Annotated in this window: 12 protein-coding genes; all 12 read left to right on the top strand. The window is 40.8% G+C overall.

The window, feature by feature from the left end; all coding sequences use genetic code 11:
- Window positions 1-28 precede the first annotated feature (28 nt).
- The 12 genes from BLS35_RS26420 (at window position 29) to ltrA (ending at window position 16,990) form a co-directional block, all read left to right on the top strand.
- On the top strand, window positions 29-1,510 hold the full coding sequence (locus BLS35_RS26420; protein ID WP_165973439.1) for a PKD-like family lipoprotein: 1,482 nt from the start codon (window positions 29-31) through the stop codon (window positions 1,508-1,510).
- Window positions 1,511-1,543: 33 nt separating this feature from the next.
- The gene (locus BLS35_RS26415; RefSeq protein ID WP_090787380.1) at window positions 1,544-2,434 is read left to right on the top strand and encodes a peroxiredoxin family protein; all 891 of its coding nucleotides are present in this window, start codon (window positions 1,544-1,546) and stop codon (window positions 2,432-2,434) included.
- 50 nt (window positions 2,435-2,484) lie between these two features.
- Window positions 2,485-5,028, top strand: a complete 2,544-nt coding sequence (locus BLS35_RS26410; protein WP_090787378.1) for a zinc-dependent metalloprotease — start codon at window positions 2,485-2,487, stop codon at window positions 5,026-5,028.
- A 162-nt stretch (window positions 5,029-5,190) separates the two neighbouring features.
- On the top strand, window positions 5,191-5,871 hold the full coding sequence (locus BLS35_RS26405) for a GntR family transcriptional regulator (RefSeq protein ID WP_132226082.1): 681 nt from the start codon (window positions 5,191-5,193) through the stop codon (window positions 5,869-5,871).
- Between the two features lie 183 nt (window positions 5,872-6,054).
- Window positions 6,055-6,765: an MBL fold metallo-hydrolase gene (locus BLS35_RS26400; RefSeq protein WP_132226083.1), complete on the top strand. Its 711-nt coding sequence runs from the start codon at window positions 6,055-6,057 to the stop codon at window positions 6,763-6,765.
- 11 nt (window positions 6,766-6,776) lie between these two features.
- Window positions 6,777-7,943 carry a galactonate dehydratase gene (gene dgoD / locus BLS35_RS26395; RefSeq protein WP_090787368.1) on the top strand — a complete coding sequence of 389 codons (1,167 nt, stop codon included), beginning with the start codon at window positions 6,777-6,779 and terminating at the stop codon, window positions 7,941-7,943.
- Window positions 7,944-7,967: 24 nt separating this feature from the next.
- Window positions 7,968-9,233 carry an MFS transporter gene (locus tag BLS35_RS26390; protein WP_090787364.1) on the top strand — a complete coding sequence of 422 codons (1,266 nt, stop codon included), beginning with the start codon at window positions 7,968-7,970 and terminating at the stop codon, window positions 9,231-9,233.
- Between the two features lie 12 nt (window positions 9,234-9,245).
- Window positions 9,246-9,998 (top strand): SDR family NAD(P)-dependent oxidoreductase, encoded by a 753-nt coding sequence (locus tag BLS35_RS26385; RefSeq protein ID WP_090787362.1) that lies wholly within the window; start codon window positions 9,246-9,248, stop codon window positions 9,996-9,998.
- Window positions 9,999-10,173: 175 nt separating this feature from the next.
- Window positions 10,174-13,329, top strand: coding sequence for a SusC/RagA family TonB-linked outer membrane protein (locus BLS35_RS26380; RefSeq protein WP_090787359.1), 3,156 nt, complete (start codon window positions 10,174-10,176; stop codon window positions 13,327-13,329).
- A 19-nt stretch (window positions 13,330-13,348) separates the two neighbouring features.
- On the top strand, window positions 13,349-15,205 hold the full coding sequence (locus BLS35_RS26375) for a RagB/SusD family nutrient uptake outer membrane protein (protein ID WP_090787355.1): 1,857 nt from the start codon (window positions 13,349-13,351) through the stop codon (window positions 15,203-15,205).
- Between the two features lie 204 nt (window positions 15,206-15,409).
- Window positions 15,410-15,562 (top strand): hypothetical protein, encoded by a 153-nt coding sequence (locus BLS35_RS27995; RefSeq protein ID WP_175459582.1) that lies wholly within the window; start codon window positions 15,410-15,412, stop codon window positions 15,560-15,562.
- A 183-nt stretch (window positions 15,563-15,745) separates the two neighbouring features.
- Window positions 15,746-16,990 (top strand): group II intron reverse transcriptase/maturase, encoded by a 1,245-nt coding sequence (ltrA, locus tag BLS35_RS26365; protein WP_217634945.1) that lies wholly within the window; start codon window positions 15,746-15,748, stop codon window positions 16,988-16,990.
- Window positions 16,991-17,141 lie beyond the last annotated feature (151 nt).

Genomic DNA, 17,141 nt, shown 5'->3' with positions numbered 1-17,141 from the left:
TATGCATTGGAAATTTAGAAAACTTGTTATGAAGAGATTATTATATATTTTTATCCTGGGGCTAATTACTGTTTTAAATTATTCCTGCATCAAGAGCAAGGGGGATGATTTTATACCCAATTTGCCTAGCCCCTCTATAAGTGGGTTCGAAAATAGCTATACCACATTTACCCGTAGGGATGTACTAAGTATTAGTCCGACGGTAAAGGATGAATCGTTGTACGATTTTTCCTGGAGGGTATATTCAACTAATTTTGTAGTTAACAGCGGTGTTATTCCTAAAGGAGATCTGATTGCCAGTACAAAGAATTTGAACTACACCGTATTGCTTAATCCGGGGCCTTACATCCTTACTTTCAACGTAAAAAATAAACAAACCGGAGTCACCCAGATTTTCACAAGTAAACTAAATGTATCTACCCTAACCATGAACGGTTGGTACTTATTGAAAGACGACGGACTGAAAACAGACTTTGATTTTATTCATTCAACAGGAAGGATTGACAACTGGATGGCTTTTCATAATGATGGAATGAGCATGAAAGGCAAGTCTATAAGATCTGTATTTGCCGGGTCATTTAAGATGAGCCCCTCATCGACCGATCTTTTTGGTGCATTGGTCGTGATTTCTGATCAGGATGCAGCTATTTTTAGAATAGATAATGGAAAATTGATGCTAAATGCAGATAACATGTTTTTTTCCAAACCTGCTGTTTTTAAGCCTCAGAATATTTTGCAACCTCAAAGTGACAATTTGGTCCGCTTGATCAACGATGGAAAGGTATATTCTATGCAAAAAGGGGCATTGTTTACAAATCCACCGTTGTCTACTTATAAGATGTCGCCGATAGTTGGGTCAGCAGGAACCGATGTCATGTTTGACCAGAATTCTAAATCCATAGTGACAGTAGACGGAACAAATTTTATTCCGGTACATAATTTGGCCACTACGCTTAAAAATATGGATGCAGAGCCAATATGGGCTGGAGCATATCCCGGTGTAAGGGCTGCTGTACTTGAATTGTTCCGTAAAACTTCAGGAGAAGGTTATCTGGCGAAGCTGTTTGGTACTTATGGCCCATTAGCGGGTTATTCAAATCCTTTTATCGAGGGTAAAATTGTACCTCAGGCGCACGGAATCATGTCTGCCGATGTGATTGGCGGCAATTATGATTCTGATTATATTTATTACGCCAAGGCAAATAAAATCTATTTAACGGATTTTACTTCGCTTTCGGAGAACCTGCAGATTACACTTGCTGCTGGTGATCAGGTAACCTGTATACAGCATGTTAAATACCCTGTGCCGAATGCTGCTAATATCGTGGTGACTACTGACTATCTGGTGATTGCCGCTTATTCGAGTGCAACAGGAAAGTATAAAGTATGGCTGCATAAAATCAGTTCTATCGGAACCATACAAGCCTTGCCACAACCAAATTTTGAAGGTACAGGAAAAGTTACCTCTGTAAATTATATTGAAAACGGAATTGGAAACCGTTTTTATTAAGCCTGAAATCAGTACACAAACACACAAACATAAATGAAACTAAAATTAAACTTCACCCTGTTGGCATGTATGCTAACAGGGGCGGTTTTTGCGCAGCAGGATCCAGATATGGAATCTCCGGCTATCCAAAAACAGAAAAAAGAATTGGATGCTGCCTTAACTGGCATACAAGAGAAACTTGTTTTAAGTGAGAAAACGTATAGAGATGCGCAGATAAAAAAAGTAAAATACGATACGCTCGGCTTAGGCGCCTGGCGCGCAGAAATGGCTGTTCTTAAAGCGGAAAAGAAGCAAGAACAAGCTATATTCATCAGTAAGCACCCTGATTATTTTATTAGCCTGGTTGCGCTTAATGATGTAATCGGACCATTGCCGACCGATGTTCCTGCTCTAAAAAAGTTGTTTAATAAATTGAATAGCAAGGTGCAACAAACACCAATGGGCATTAAAACCAAAACTACGTTGGACAAATTTGATGCGGTTAGTGTTGGTAGAATGGCTCCACTATTTACCGCTCCCGATACTTCCGGAAAAAGCATTGGGCTTGCAGATTATAAAGGTAAATATGTGCTGTTAGATTTTTGGGCAAGCTGGTGTGGACCCTGCAGAGAAGAAAACCCAACAGTGGTAAAAGCATGGCAAAAATACAAAGACAGAAATTTTGATGTTCTTTCAGTTTCTTTAGATCAGACGGGTAAACGCGATGCATGGTTAAAAGCAATACATGAGGACCAGCTTACCTGGCAACATGTTTCCAACTTAAAATTCTGGGACGATGATGTTGCTAAATTGTATATGATACGCTCCATTCCTCAAAATTTTCTGATTGACCCTCGAGGAAAGATCATTGCAGTTAACCTGAGAGGGGCCGAACTGAATAAAAAACTTGCCGAACTTATTCCAGAATCAAAAGCCAGAAAATAGTATTTATTTCTTGACGCCTGACATAAAAATCAGGCAAAAAACACACACAAATGTTTAAACCTATTCTACTCATTCTAGCATTGGGGAGCTTTGCTATTGCCTCAACCGCCCAGAAAAAGAAATCTTCTAAATCTGCACCAACACCTGTTGCAGTGGTAAAAAAGACAGACAGCGTGCCCGGAGCACCGAAGGCCTACAAGGATGTCATCACAGCGAAAGCAAAAACTTCTGTTGGAATGATCAGTGTTCATCAGATTGGCCTTAAGTATTATTTTGAAATTCCTGATACCCTACTGGGAAGGGAAATGCTTGTCGTAAACAGGATATCTAAATCTGCATCGGGACCTCGACCACAAATGATGGGATATGCTGGTGACGGAATTGCCGAAAACGTAGTGAGTTTTGAAAAGGGACCTAATGACCGCATTCTGCTACGCCTCAATTCTTTCAACGAACGTTCGGGCGACAGTACCTCAAATGGACTGTATACGTCTGTACGAAATTCTAATATCCAACCAATAGTAGCCTCATTCCAGGTTAAAGCTTATGGGGGAGATTCCAGTAGCATTAGAAGTTCGGTAATAGAGATCACCGACTTTATGAATACAGAGAATGAGATTTTCTTCTTTAGTGCTTCCACAAAAGCACTCTTGGGAGTTGGAGGCTTCCAGGCAGATAAATCTTATATCAGTTCAGTAAGTGCTTTCGCAAAGAATGTAGAAGTACGCACCGTTCGTACTTATTCAAGAGGCCCCATTGGCGGGCAGGCTAATACATCTACCATCCCGGTAACCTACGAACTGAACAGCTCTATGGTATTATTGCCAAAAGTTCCTATGAAAACCCGTTATGCGGATGCCAGAGTGGGGTATTTTGCACATGGTTATACTGATTTTGATGGTGATGCCCAGGGGGTAAAGCAGTCGGCCGTAATTGTACGCTGGCGCCTTGAACCTAAAGAGGAAGATATTGAAAAATACAAGCGTGGAGAATTGGTAGAACCTAAAAAACCGATCATCTATTATATTGATCCAGCAACACCTAAAAAATGGGTACCTTATTTAATTGCCGGAGTAAACGACTGGCAAAAAGCGTTTGAGCAAGCTGGTTTTAAAAATGCCATTATGGCGCTACCTGCTCCAACTAATGATCCAAGCTGGAGCATTGACGACGCTACACATAGCGCTATCGTTTATAAACCTTCTGCTGTAGCAAATGCCAGCGGACCTAATGTGCATGATCCACGCAGTGGGGAGATTATAGAAAGCCATATCAACTGGTATCATAATATTATGCAGCTGCTTAAAAACTGGTACATGATCCAGGCAGGTCCATTAGATGCAAGGGCACGTAAGCCTAAATTTGACGATGCCTTAATGGGAGAATTGATCCGTTTTGTCTCCTCGCATGAAGTGGGACATACCTTAGGCTTATTGCATAACTTTGGTTCAAGCTCTACTGTTCCGGTAGAAAAACTGAGAGACAAAGCCTTTGTAGAAGCGCATGGACATACACCATCGATTATGGATTATGCCAGATTTAATTATGTGGCACAACCGGAAGATGGTATCTCGGAAAAGGGTATTTTTCCTAGAATAGGTGATTACGACAAATGGGCCATACAGTTTGGCTATCGCTGGATGCCTGAATTTAAAACGGCAGAAGAAGAAACGCCTTATTTGAATAAATTAATCATAGACAGCTTAAGCAAGAACAAGCGCCTGTTCTTTGGTGGAGAAAACTTGTTTACAGATCCCCGCTCACAAAGTGAAGATATGGGAGATAATGCGATGAAAGCAGGTGCTTATGGTATCAAAAATCTGAAAAGGGTAGTGCCAAATCTGATGACCTGGAACCGTGAGCCGAACGAAGGCTATGAGAAGGTAGGTGAAATGTATAAGGAAGTAATTAAACAATACACCTTATATCTTGGCCATGTGATCAGAAATTTTGCAGGTAATTACATCACTTTTAAAAGTGTAGAACAGCCGGGGGGATTATTTGCGCCTGTATCTTATGCTACACAGAAAGAAGCGATGAAATTCATCAATGATCAGTTCTTTAATACACCAACCTGGCTACTTAATAAACAGATATCAGATGTAACGGGCATGAATGCTGTAAATACCATCGGTAACCTGCAGTATGCGGTATTAATGCGTATGATGGGCTCAGATATTTTTGTTAAAATGATCAATAGGGAAGCAACAGATCCGGTGAAGAATTATACGGTTATAGAATACCTTAAAGATCTGAAAATGGGTGTTTGGGGGGAGCTTTACAAGCATCAACCAATTGATATTTACAGGAGAAATCTTCAGCAGATTTACATCAGCAATGCGATAAAAACATTTGTTGCCACTACTGAAATTGTGATGACTAACCAATTGGGGGGCATTAATGTTTACTTGAATCCAGATGTTACTAAATCAGATGGCCTAAGTATTATGCGTGCGCATCTAATAGATCTTAAAGCAGACATCAAAAAAGCAATCCCTGCTGCGAGTGGTTTAACCAAGCTCCATTTGCAAGAAATGGTACGTAAAATTGATGTAGGACTAGTGCCAAAAACACTGGTAACTCCAACACCATAAGTTCCAGAATCAGGTATAAATTTCGACTCTTGTAATTCAAGAGAAACACTAAGCCATCTTTAATTACGTTTAAAGGTGGCTTTTTTATGATAGCCTTTCCTTCTGTCTGATTGTATACAATATATATTGTATATTCGATGTTTATTTAAAATAACTGCGAAATTGAAAGACAAATTACAATCTGATTTAAGCGAACTGGCGAATCCTACTTATTCCAGGGTAAGAGAAAAACTTCGGGAAGATATTCTTTCGGGATATTTTATTTCAGGAGAAAGATTAAAAATAGCAGAATTGGTTGAGCGGTATAAAGTAAGTCAAATGCCAATTCGGGAGGCTCTGCAACAATTGCAGGGGGAAGGTTTGTTAATTATTGAGCCCAATAAAGGAGCTCATGTGAGAAAAGTAGATAGACAGTTTTTAGAAAGCATCTACGAGATCAGGCAGTTAATCGAGGTGTATCTCACGGTAAAATGTATTGATAATTTAAAAGAGAAAGACCTGAAGCTGCTGAATCAGATCCAAAAAAGTTACGAAGCTGCGGCTTCAAAAGAGGATTATACCACCTGTTTACAATTAAACAGAAGGTTCCATTCTACTATCTACGAACTGGCAAATAATAGTGAAGGTTTGCAAATTTTGGAAAAACATTGGCAACTGATTAATACATTACGTCTTACTTATGGCTTTGGTTCGAAGCGGACAACTGAGGTTATAGAGGAGCATCGAGCTATCCTCGAAGCTTTGGAAAGCAGAAATCCAGCAGCAGCGGAAGCTGCAGCTGCAATACACTGTGTGAACGCTAAAGCTGATCTATTGGCTCAGATGAGTGATAAGTTTAAATAGCATTTCTTTAATCATTTCGCTTACTTGTTAGTAAATCTTTAACTATTTTGTTGATTCATTTCTAATTTGTTAAATATTCAATTATATATTGTATACAATATATAATGTGCTAATTTTGGATTGCTGTCGGATACGCATGATTTAAAAGCGTTTGGGCATACTAACCAAAAATTAAACCATCAGATGAATATAAAATGGATTGGACAAAGCGGCTATATTTTAGATGCTGCGGGGATTAAGTTAGTCATAGATCCATATCTAAGTAATTCAATAGAGGAAATCCAGGGATTGAAGCGGATGTTTCCCATACCTGTGGCTATTGAAGATTTACATCCTGACTATATCTATTGTACACATAATCATCTGGATCACTTTGACCCGAAAACTATCCTCAGTATGCTGAAGCTTTATCCGAAGTGTAAAATAATCGGTCCTGCAAGTGTAATTGAACATGCAAAGCGGCTAAAAATTAACAGTCGGAATCTGATTTTAATTCAGCAATACGAAAGCCTTTCATTAGGCGAATTGAAGCTTACCGCGACTCCAGCTTTTCACTCCGATCCCTTTTCTACAGGATTATTAATTAAGGATAAACAACGTACTATTTATTTTTCCGGAGATACAGAGTATGTACCTGAGCTTGCCGGACTCATCAAAAAACTGTTAGGCGCAAAACTGGATTTATTTTTTGTCTGCATCAATGGAAAGTTGGGCAACATGAATGCCGACGATGCTGCACGTTTTTCCATCGACTTGAATCCTGAAGTTGTTATTCCTAACCATTACGGGATGTTTGCCGAGAATACTGCTGATCCCTTATATTTTGCCACTTTATGTGATGCCCGGGGATTAAACACAAAAATAATGCGAATAGATACCAGCATAGAATTATAAACACAGCTATTATGAAAATCACTGAAATTAAGACCTTTATTTGTCATGCTTACAGAACAAACTGGGTGTTTGTGAAAGTCATTACGGATTCCGGTCTTTACGGAGTTGGTGAAGCGACTCTCGAGATGAAGGAACTGACTGTTTTACAGGCTATAAATGAACTTAAAAGATATTTAATAGGAAAAGACCCGCACAATATAGAAGCGATCTGGCATGATTGCTATCGCGATGCCTATTGGCGTGGTGGCGTGGTTTTAATGAGTGCCCTTGCTGCTATAGATATGGCTTTATGGGATATCAAGGGAAAAGATTTGGGCGTTCCGGTATATCAGTTATTGGGCGGGAAGGTAAGGGACGCCGTGCCATGTTATGCAAATGGTTGGTTTGCACCTGCAAAGACGCCGGAGGAATTTGCCGAGAAAGCCAAAGAAGCAGTTAAAAACGGATTCAAAGGATTGAAATGGGATCCGTTCGGTTCAGCATATATGAACCTGAGTAAAAAAGAATTTTCATATGCTTTAGCCTGTATTGGCGCAGTAACAGATGCTGTGGGCAGTGATATTGATATTTTAATTGAAGGACATGGTCGCTTCAATATGCCTACTGCCATAAGAGTGGCCCATGCGCTTGAAGATTTTGACATTACCTGGTTTGAGGAGCCAATTCCACCAGATCACATGGAGGGACTGGCGCAAATAAGAAGGAAAACCAAAATTCCGATTGCCGCAGGAGAACGACTTTATAGCAGATGGGATTACAGAAGTTTTCTAAACCAGGAATGCGCAGATTTTATTCAACCAGATGTAAGTCATGCCGGTGGTATCTCAGAGCTTAAAAAGATTGCAACTATGGCCGAATGCTATTATATCCCGCTTTGTCCACACAATCCAAGTGGACCGATAGCCAACGCTGCAACCTTACATATTGCGGCTTCAACCCCTAACTTTCATTTCCTCGAAACCATGAGTAGTGATGTGCCTTACCGCAATAAAATAAGTACTGAAAAAGTTGAATTTTTGGATGGAATGATGCAAATTAACAATTTACCAGGTCTGGGAATCGACATCAACGAAGAGGCAATTGCTGAATATGCTTATGAGCCAAGAGATTTAAGACATTACAATGGAAAACTAACGGAAATACGCCCAGACAATGCAAAGGGCTATTTTGTAAAGTAATTTACCTAGAGAATAACATCAAATATGTTCAAAAAAAGTGCTCAGAATGGCTTAAGCACCAAATCCTTTAATTGGGAATTGATTGTACTGCTATGGTTGGTGTTCTTCTTCAACCAGGCAGATCGTCAGGTGTTTAATGTGATATTGCCCCAAATTAAGACTGACCTGAAGCTAACAGATGCCGAATTGGGGATGATTGCATCAGTATTTATTTGGGCAATTGGATTATGCGTGCCTTTAAGTGGTTATGTAGGGGATGTTTTTAGCAAAAAAAAGGTGATTATTTTTAGCTTGTTATTATGGAGTACAGCTACCTTTTTTACAGGCCTTAGTGCGGGACTATTTCATCTTGTGATTCTGAGAGGTATTGTAGGAAGTAGTGAATCTTTTTATGCTCCTGCAGCCAATGCGCTTATAGGAGAAAAATATAAAGATAAAACGGGCCTTGCTATGGCTATACATCAAACTGCGCTTTATGCAGGAATCATCATGAGCGGTTTGATTGGCGCATTGATTGCCGAGCGTTTTGGATGGAGTACTGCATTTTATTTTTTTGGTGGGATAGGTATCCTACTCTCTGGGGTTCTGATGTTAAGGTTTAAGAAAATTATTTTGCCGGAAGTCTCGGAGGCGATTCATAAAATAACATTGTTTGACGGCTTAAAAGGATTATTTGAAAGAAAAACGGCGATTCTGTTAACGCTTGCATTTGCTTGTATGGTGTTTGTTAACGTGGGGTATTTGACCTGGGCCCCCACGTTTTTGCATGAAAAGTTTAAGCTCTCTTTGGCAAATGCAGGATTCTCGTCCATGTTCTATCATCATGTTTTTGCTTTTCTTGGTGTTTTGTTAGGCGGACGTTTTTCTGATAGATTCGCGAAGATTAATGTGGGTGCAAGACTAAAAATACAGGCCTTCGGGTTACTATTAGGTTGTCCATTCATTTATCTGTTAGGTTCAGCAAATGATCTGTTTTGGGTATATGCCGGGATGGGACTTTTTGGCTTTTTTAGGGGGATCTATGATTCTAATATTTATGCCTCCTTGTTCTTGGTTACCCCAACTCGTATCAGAGCTTCAGTTTCAGGAGCGATGATCATGTTTGCTTTTTTAATTGGTGCCTTTGCACCCTGGATTTTAGGCTATTTAAAACCTACTTTAGGATTGTCTAATGGTCTATCATCACTTTCTTTTGCCTATTTATTAGGTAGTATTTTCATTTTTATTGCGTTAAAATTTACCTTGTTTAAGGAAGTACATAAAGCATCACCAGATCAGAATTTTAATTAAAATAGTATTGTAATGAGTGAATTAATTGGTAAAACAGCACTAATAACAGGATCATTAAGAGGAATAGGTAGAGGCGTAGCCTTAACCCTTGCTGAAAAAGGTGCAAATATTATATTGAATGACAGAGCAGAAAGTGATGAACTTCAGGAGTTCATTACTACCCTTAAAAAGTTTAATGGAAAAGTATTTTTTAAGGCTGCAGATGTAAGTGTAAAAGATGAAGTAGCAGAACTTTTTAATTTTGTAAAAGATCAGACTGGTCAATTGGATATATTGGTCAATAATGCCGGTACATCTCAGGCAAAAGATATTTTTGAAATCACAGCTGAAGATTGGTCATATATTCTCGAAACTAACCTAACCAGCTGTTTCTTATGTTCGAAATATGCCATGGAAATGATGCGCGAACAGAAAGCTGGAAGAATCATTAACATCAGTTCTGTAGTCGGACAGCAAGGTGCTTTGTATGGTCATGCGCATTATGCAGCGAGCAAAAGTGCAATTTTAGGGCTAACCAAAACATTAGCACGGACGGCTGCGCCATTTGGGATACGGGTAAATTGTATTGCTCCTGGAATTATTGAAACTGATCTGTTAAATCAAACACATGGTATTGATGGGGTCGCTAAAATAGCTGAAGGGGTACCGCTGGGTATTGGACAACCTCGTGACATCGGACTTGCGGTTGCATTTCTGGCAGGAGAGGGAGGTAACTACATTACAGGAGCCACAATAGACATTAATGGTGGTCTGTATTTTCGCTAAACCGCAAAATATTAGGCTGTATGTTGATAAATTCATCTATTTATCTATTTTTTATTAAAATATTCCTATTTATTCAATTATATATTGTATACAATATATAATTTATTAGGTTTGTATAGCGCGCTTAGAATGTTGATCAGAGACTGATTTTATTTCAAACTAACCAAATATAAATATGTTACTTAAACCCCTAAAGCTTTGCGGCGTTATTACTTTCAGGGTATTGTTTTCCTGGATATTGTTAATGGCTTTATCAACCCAAAGTAGTGCACAAAGCAAGAAAATTTCAGGTAAAGTGACTTCTGATGACAATGAGCCGCTCTTTGGTGTCACTGTTTTTGAAAAGGGTACTAAAACCGGAGCTTCTACTGATGCTGATGGTAAATTTGTACTCACGGTTTCAAATGCAAATGCTACATTATCCTTCAGATATGTCGGCTACCAATCCAGAGATATTCCTTTAAACAATAGGAGCACCATCAACCTTGCGCTTAAATCCCTTGACAATGCATTGAATGAAATTGTTGTGATCGGCTATGGTACAACCACAAGGAAAGACCTTACAGGATCAGTAGGCCAGGTAAAAATGAGCGATTTTGAAAAGGCGCCAGTAAGGTCATTTGACGAAGCCCTTGCCGGTAGAATTGCTGGTGTGCAGGTCTCAGGAGCTGATGGCCAGCCAGGTCAAACGAACAACATCGTGATCCGTGGCGCAGGTTCTATAACACAGGATAACTCCCCTTTATACGTTGTGGATGGTTTTCCTTTGGAAGATGCTAATAGCAACTCTATAAGTCCGGCCGATATTGAGTCTATTGATGTGTTAAAAGATGCATCTGCGACAGCCATTTATGGTGCAAGAGGGGCGAACGGTGTAATCATTATTACGACCAAAAGAGGGAAAGCGGGTGAACCTGTGATTGCCTATAGTGGTTATTATGGTATTCAGAAAAACACGAAGATCATCGATTTAATGAGTCCTTATGAATTTGTTAAATATCAATTGGAGCTCGACCCGGCAGCTGCGACGATTGCCTATATGAAAGATGGAAAAACATTGGAAGATTATCGAAACGTAAAAGGACTTAATTTTCAGGATCAGATTTATAGAACTGCAGGCATGCAGAATCACGACATCTCGATAAGGGGTGGGGCAGATAAAACGCGTTATTCGATTTCAGGTAACCTTATCGACCAGGACGGGGTAATTTTGAATTCCGGTTTTAAGCGTTACCAGGGCCGTATCACCTTGGATCAGAATGTAAACCCGAAGCTGAAAATCGGCGCAAATGTGAATTACAGCTACAGTGTTTCTAGTGGAACCATAGTAAAAGATGCTTCTGCCTCACAGTCGGCCAGTACCAATCTTCTTTATGCGGTATGGGGCTATCGTCCGGTAACGGGTACCGACAAGAACCTGGATGATGAACTGTTTGATCCTGGTTTTGATTACAACGTAATTGCTGATTACCGTGTCAATCCAGTGATTTCTGCCAAAAATGAACTTCGCAGGAACCTAACCACCGCATTGATAGCCAATGCGTATGCTGAGTATAAAATTATACCCTCGCTAACCTTAAGAGTTACAGGTGGCGTCACCAATACTGTGCTGAGAAATGAAACATTTAACAACTCTTTAACACAGGCAGGTAATTTCCGAAATTCCAATGGGGTGAATGGATCAGTTTATGATAATCCTAGCACAATTTTATTGAATGAGAATACCCTTACCTATAAAAAAGTATTTAATAAAGAGCATAACCTTACCGTTTTAGGGGGATATACCGTGCAAGGGAGCAAAATGGCAAGAAGAGGTTTTAATGCCCTCAATGTTCCAAATGAATCCCTGGGATTGGATGGGCTGGATGAGTCTCCTTCTCAGATCGGCACTTCGTTAAGCTCAAGATCGGGTTTGGTATCTTATCTGGGACGTTTAAATTATAATTATAAATCAAAATATTACTTTACTACCTCCTTTCGTTCGGATGGATCTTCAAAATTTGCTCCTGGAAATCGTTGGGGGTATTTTCCTTCAGGCGCAATATCATGGCGTATGAGTGCCGAGAATTTTATGAAGAAATTGAAATTTGTGTCTGATGCAAAATTGCGTTTAAGTTACGGAGAAACTGGTAACAACCGGGTTGGAGACTTTCCATATCTGGATCAGATTACCCAACCCAATTCGGCAGGATATTCTTATGGTAATGGCTCTCCCTCAAAAGGGGCAATATTAACTGCCTTTGGAAATGGTACGCTGAAATGGGAAACCACAAAGCAGTTAAATATTGGTTATGATTTAAGTCTATTTAAACAACGGGTAGATTTAACGGTAGATCTATATAGAAAAACTACCCACGACCTATTGCTATTGGCCTTATTACCTTATACAACGGGATTGTCAGATGCCTATAAAAACATAGGCAAAATGCAAAATCAGGGCCTTGAGATTTCACTGAACACCATTAATATCAGAAGCAAAGAATTCAGTTGGAGCTCAAATTTTAACATTAGTTTCAACCAAAACAAAGTATTGGAACTTGCTGAAAACCAAACTTCAATCACCAGTCCGGTAAGTTTTGATCAGAAATGGAACGCGCTTTCTCCTTATATCGCTGTGGTAGGACAGCCGGTAGGACAATTGTACGGAGCCATCTGGGACGGGGTTTACCAATACGAAGATTTTGACAAAAGCCCTGCAGGCACTTATACGCTTAAGGCCAATCTCCCAAGAAATGGGAACCCTACAGTGCAACCTGGCGACATTAAGTATAAAGACATCAATGGAGATGGAAATGTGAATGCATCAGATTTTACTGTAATCGGCCGCGGACTTCCTATTCATACTGGAGGCTTGTCAAATAACTTTACGTATAAAGGCTTTGATCTGAATGTGTTTTTGCAATGGTCATACGGAAATGATATTGTCAATGCCAACCGGATGCTGTTTGATGGTAATGGAAAACAATCCAGATTTTTTAACCAGTATGCAAGTTATGCCGACAGATGGCAGCCTGATAACCCTAGTAATACTTTGTTCCGGACAGGTGGACAGGGACCATTCTATTACTCAAGCAGAGTGGTTGAAGACGGCTCATATCTTAGATTAAAAACGGTTTCACTAGGGTATAACTTTCCAGCAAAAATATTCAAAAAGGCCAATCTTAAAAGCTTAAGGGTTTATGCTTCTGCTCAGAATATTGCCACCTGGACAAACTATTCCGGACCAGATCCCGAAGTCTCAGTTAGAAATTCAACACTCACACCTGGATTCGATTTTTCTGCCTATCCACGTGCAAGTACACTCATATTCGGATTAAATGTATCGCTCTAACCTATTTAACTATAAAAGTATGAAACAGATAAAATATTTTTACCTCATCATACTGGCAGCGATGACTATTTCCTGTCAGAAAGCGCTGGACACTAGTCCAACCGATTTTATCGATCCGAACGCTTTTTACAAAACACCAGAGCAGTTGCAAAGTGCACTCAATGGAGTTTATAATGCATTGGGTACAATTGAGGTATATGGAAACAATTACCTGTATATGTTTAATACCAATACAGATGAGTCTTATGGAAGACTAGTAGAATTAACTACTACTTATCAGTACGATGCTGCAGATGCAAAGAACGAACTGTTCTGGAAAGGTCTGTATACAGGTATTCAAAGGGCTAATCTATTGCTTTCCAAGATTGATAATGTGGAGATGGACCTGACTGCAAAAAACGTAATTAAAGGGCAGGCCTTGTTTTTGCGCGGTTTCCAGTATTTTATGTTGGTTAGCAATTATGGAGATGTTCCACTGATCCTAACGCCTACAGCATCTGTAACCGAAGTGAATATTGCAAGAACTCCAATGAAGGCAGTATACGCACAAATTACCAAGGATATGATCGAGGCCGAATCCTTGTTGCAAACGCAAACAGCTACCGCATTAGGTATGGGTGGCAAAGTTACCCGCACAGCTGTGCAGGGAATGCTGGCCCGGGTTTATCTTTATATGGCTGGCTTTCCTTTAAACGATACAGAAAAATATAAGGATGCTTTGTTTTGGGCAGATAAAGTGGTACATCCGACAGGGAATGTACCTGAACATGCACTTAATCCAGATTACAGAGATATATTCTTAAAATATGCAAAAGAACAGTACGATGTGAAAGAAAGCATGTGGGAACTGGAATTTTGGGGCAACAATACTGGTGGCGTCAATTTTGGAAATACCTATACAGGGAGGTTTTGCGGAATTACCTGCAATGATGCAAATAAAGGATTCAGCTCCGGATCAATAAATGCAACCCGGAAATTGTATAATTCCTATCAATTAAACCCATTAAGCACTGCCACACCTAATAAAGCCTCTTTTGACTGGAGAAGGGATTGGAATTGTGCCAATTATACCTGGGGAACAGGGGCAACCGCTGTGAAAACGAATGTTACAAATACTTGGCTCATGAATGCAGGGAAATGGCGCAGGGAATACGAGATTGTGGAGCCAAAAGACAAAAACTACACTTCCCAGAATTTCGCATTCCTCCGTTATTCGGATGTTTTGCTGATGCTTGCTGAAGCTGAAAATGAAGTGAACGGGCCTGCTAATGCCTATCAATATGTGAATATGGTTCGTAAAAGAGCATACGGTATATTGTATGGAAATGTTGTAAAACACATTGCAGTAACTAAAGGGGGAACAGGATATACGAGCGTGCCAACAGTCACAATTACTGGCGGTGGTGGCAGCGGGGCTACTGCCGAGGCAACCATTTCTGCTGGGGCCGTTACTGGTATCATCATTACTTCTCCTGGAACTTTAACCACTGCAGGGCCGTATTATACAACGGTACCCACGGTTACGATTACTGGTGGTGGCGGATCAGGTGCGACCGCTACCGCCACCATCACCCAATCTACCGATGCGGACCTGTCGGCATTAGAGATATCCAGCAAAACATTACTGTTGGATGCCATCAAGGAAGAAAGGTCAAGGGAGCTTTGCTTTGAAGGTTTAAGAAGAAATGATCTGATCCGCTGGGGTAAATTTGTAGCGGATATGAAAGCTTTTCTTACTTATGCAAATGGCAATGCAGGAACGGCAACGAATATTACTACGGCTGCTACCAAGGTTTCATCCAGGAATATTTTCATGCCCATTCCTATCCATGATATTCAACTGAATAATTTATTAGTACAAAACCCGGGATATTGAGTGGCACGAATGCTAGTTGTGAAACAAGCAATGCTGCGTTAAAGATGAGGGCGGGCCCCTCGGCTCGGCATGCAGGTGCCGAAGCCAAACCACCACTAAGTTGCTGTGGTAAAGAGTCACGGTGGCGAGCGTTAGTGGAAAAGGCATCGTAAGAGGTGTCAGGTAAGTGTTAAGAAGACGAGCGAAAGCGAACCGATCGAAGAGGTGTCGAAAGGATTGGACGATGTCAGAACCGGGGATCAATATCTACCTGGGATCAATAAGGAAGTCACCTGTTTACTGGCCTTATGGCATCCGGCATATAGACGGCGTGATCTTAACACAGGCTTTAATGTGGAACGTGCGAACCTGTCGTAGCGATGTTAAGGGAAAACCTCAAGCCGGAGTGCCAGCAAGAGGGAAAGTACCGATGCGCTTCACGGGGGCGGAACTCTTCGTAGTACTGATGAGGCCTCTGTAATGGATGTGGAGGGAAGGGAGCGTATTATTCAAGTTTTAGAAAACATAGAAGGAAACTGCTTAAGGGCAGGAGGTACAGAAATGAAGAAAACAAAACCATTTACAATTGGAAAACTAGAAGTAATGAATGCTTATTTAAAGGTAAAAGCCAATAAAGGCAGCGGAGGTGTGGATCAGATGAGTTTACAAGACTTTGAGCTAGACAAAGCAAACCATCTGTATAAACTGTGGAACCAGATGAGTTCCGGCAGTTACATGCCCTGTGCGGTGAAGTTGGTAGAAATCCCAAAGAAAGGTGGCGGTAAAAGACCGCTGGGCATTCCTACGATAGTAGACCGAGTGGGTCAGACCGTAGTAAAAGACCTGCTGGAAAAGGCCATGGACAAGATCTTCCATGAAGACAGTTACGGCTACCGTCCAAACAAATCAGCCCATCAGGCACTAGAGCAAGCCCGTAAGCGCTGCTGGAAGTTTGATTGGGTGATAGACATGGACATCCGCGGTTACTTTGACAACATTCCGCATGAGTTGCTAATGAAAGCAGTGAGGAAACACACCGACATCAAATGGGTGCTGCTATACATCGAAAGATGGCTGGTTGCTCCATTACAACTGGAGGATGGAACCATAGTGGCAAGAACGAAAGGCGTTCCGCAAGGATCGGTAATCGGGCCACTACTGGCTAACCTCTACCTGCATTACGTGATGGACTTATGGCTAAGCAGGAACCATCCTGACTGCCCGTTTGAACGTTACGCAGATGATAGTGTGATCCATTGCGCAAGTAGGCCAAAGGCCGAAAGGCTATTGCAATTATTAGCAGAAAGAATGCAGGAATGTGGACTGGAAATGCATCCTGAGAAGACCAAGATCGTGTACTGCAAGGACAGTAACAGAAGGCAAAACTCACCCTACGCCGAGTTCGACTTTCTCGGCTATACATTCAGGCCGAGGCAAGCTCAACACAGCGGACGCAAGGAAACTTTCAGTAACTGGCTGCCCGCAGTAAGCAGGAAATCGAAACAATCTATGACTGAGAAGATGAAAAGCTGGACGATACTTCGGGCATCAGATGTACAGATCGAAGACATAGCGAAAGCTATCAATCCTGTTTTGAGAGGCTGGATCAATTACTACGGTAAGTTTTACCGAACAGAATTAAAGGACTTTATGACAAGAGTAAACTTAATGATTGCCCGCTGGGCACGTCGCAAGTACAAGAAGCTCCGAACGAGCTTGCTGAAAGCCATAATGTGGCTTAAAGGACTATCAGTTAGACAACCATCCTTATTCCTACACTGGGAGATCGGAGTAACACCGAGATGATGGCAACTAACAGAGAAATCCAAGTCCAACCTTCGCACGCGGGATGCTTGACACGAAGTCAATGGTTGGATAATAAGAGCCGTATGATGGGAGACCATCACGTACGGATCTATGAGAATCTCAGGCTGAAATGCCTGGGTTTACTTAACAA

Source organism: Pedobacter sp. ok626 (assembly GCF_900100435.1).
Taxonomy (GTDB): domain Bacteria; phylum Bacteroidota; class Bacteroidia; order Sphingobacteriales; family Sphingobacteriaceae; genus Pedobacter.
The sequence above is the reverse complement of the archived record's forward strand: the minus strand, read 5'-3'. Positions and strand labels throughout refer to the sequence as shown.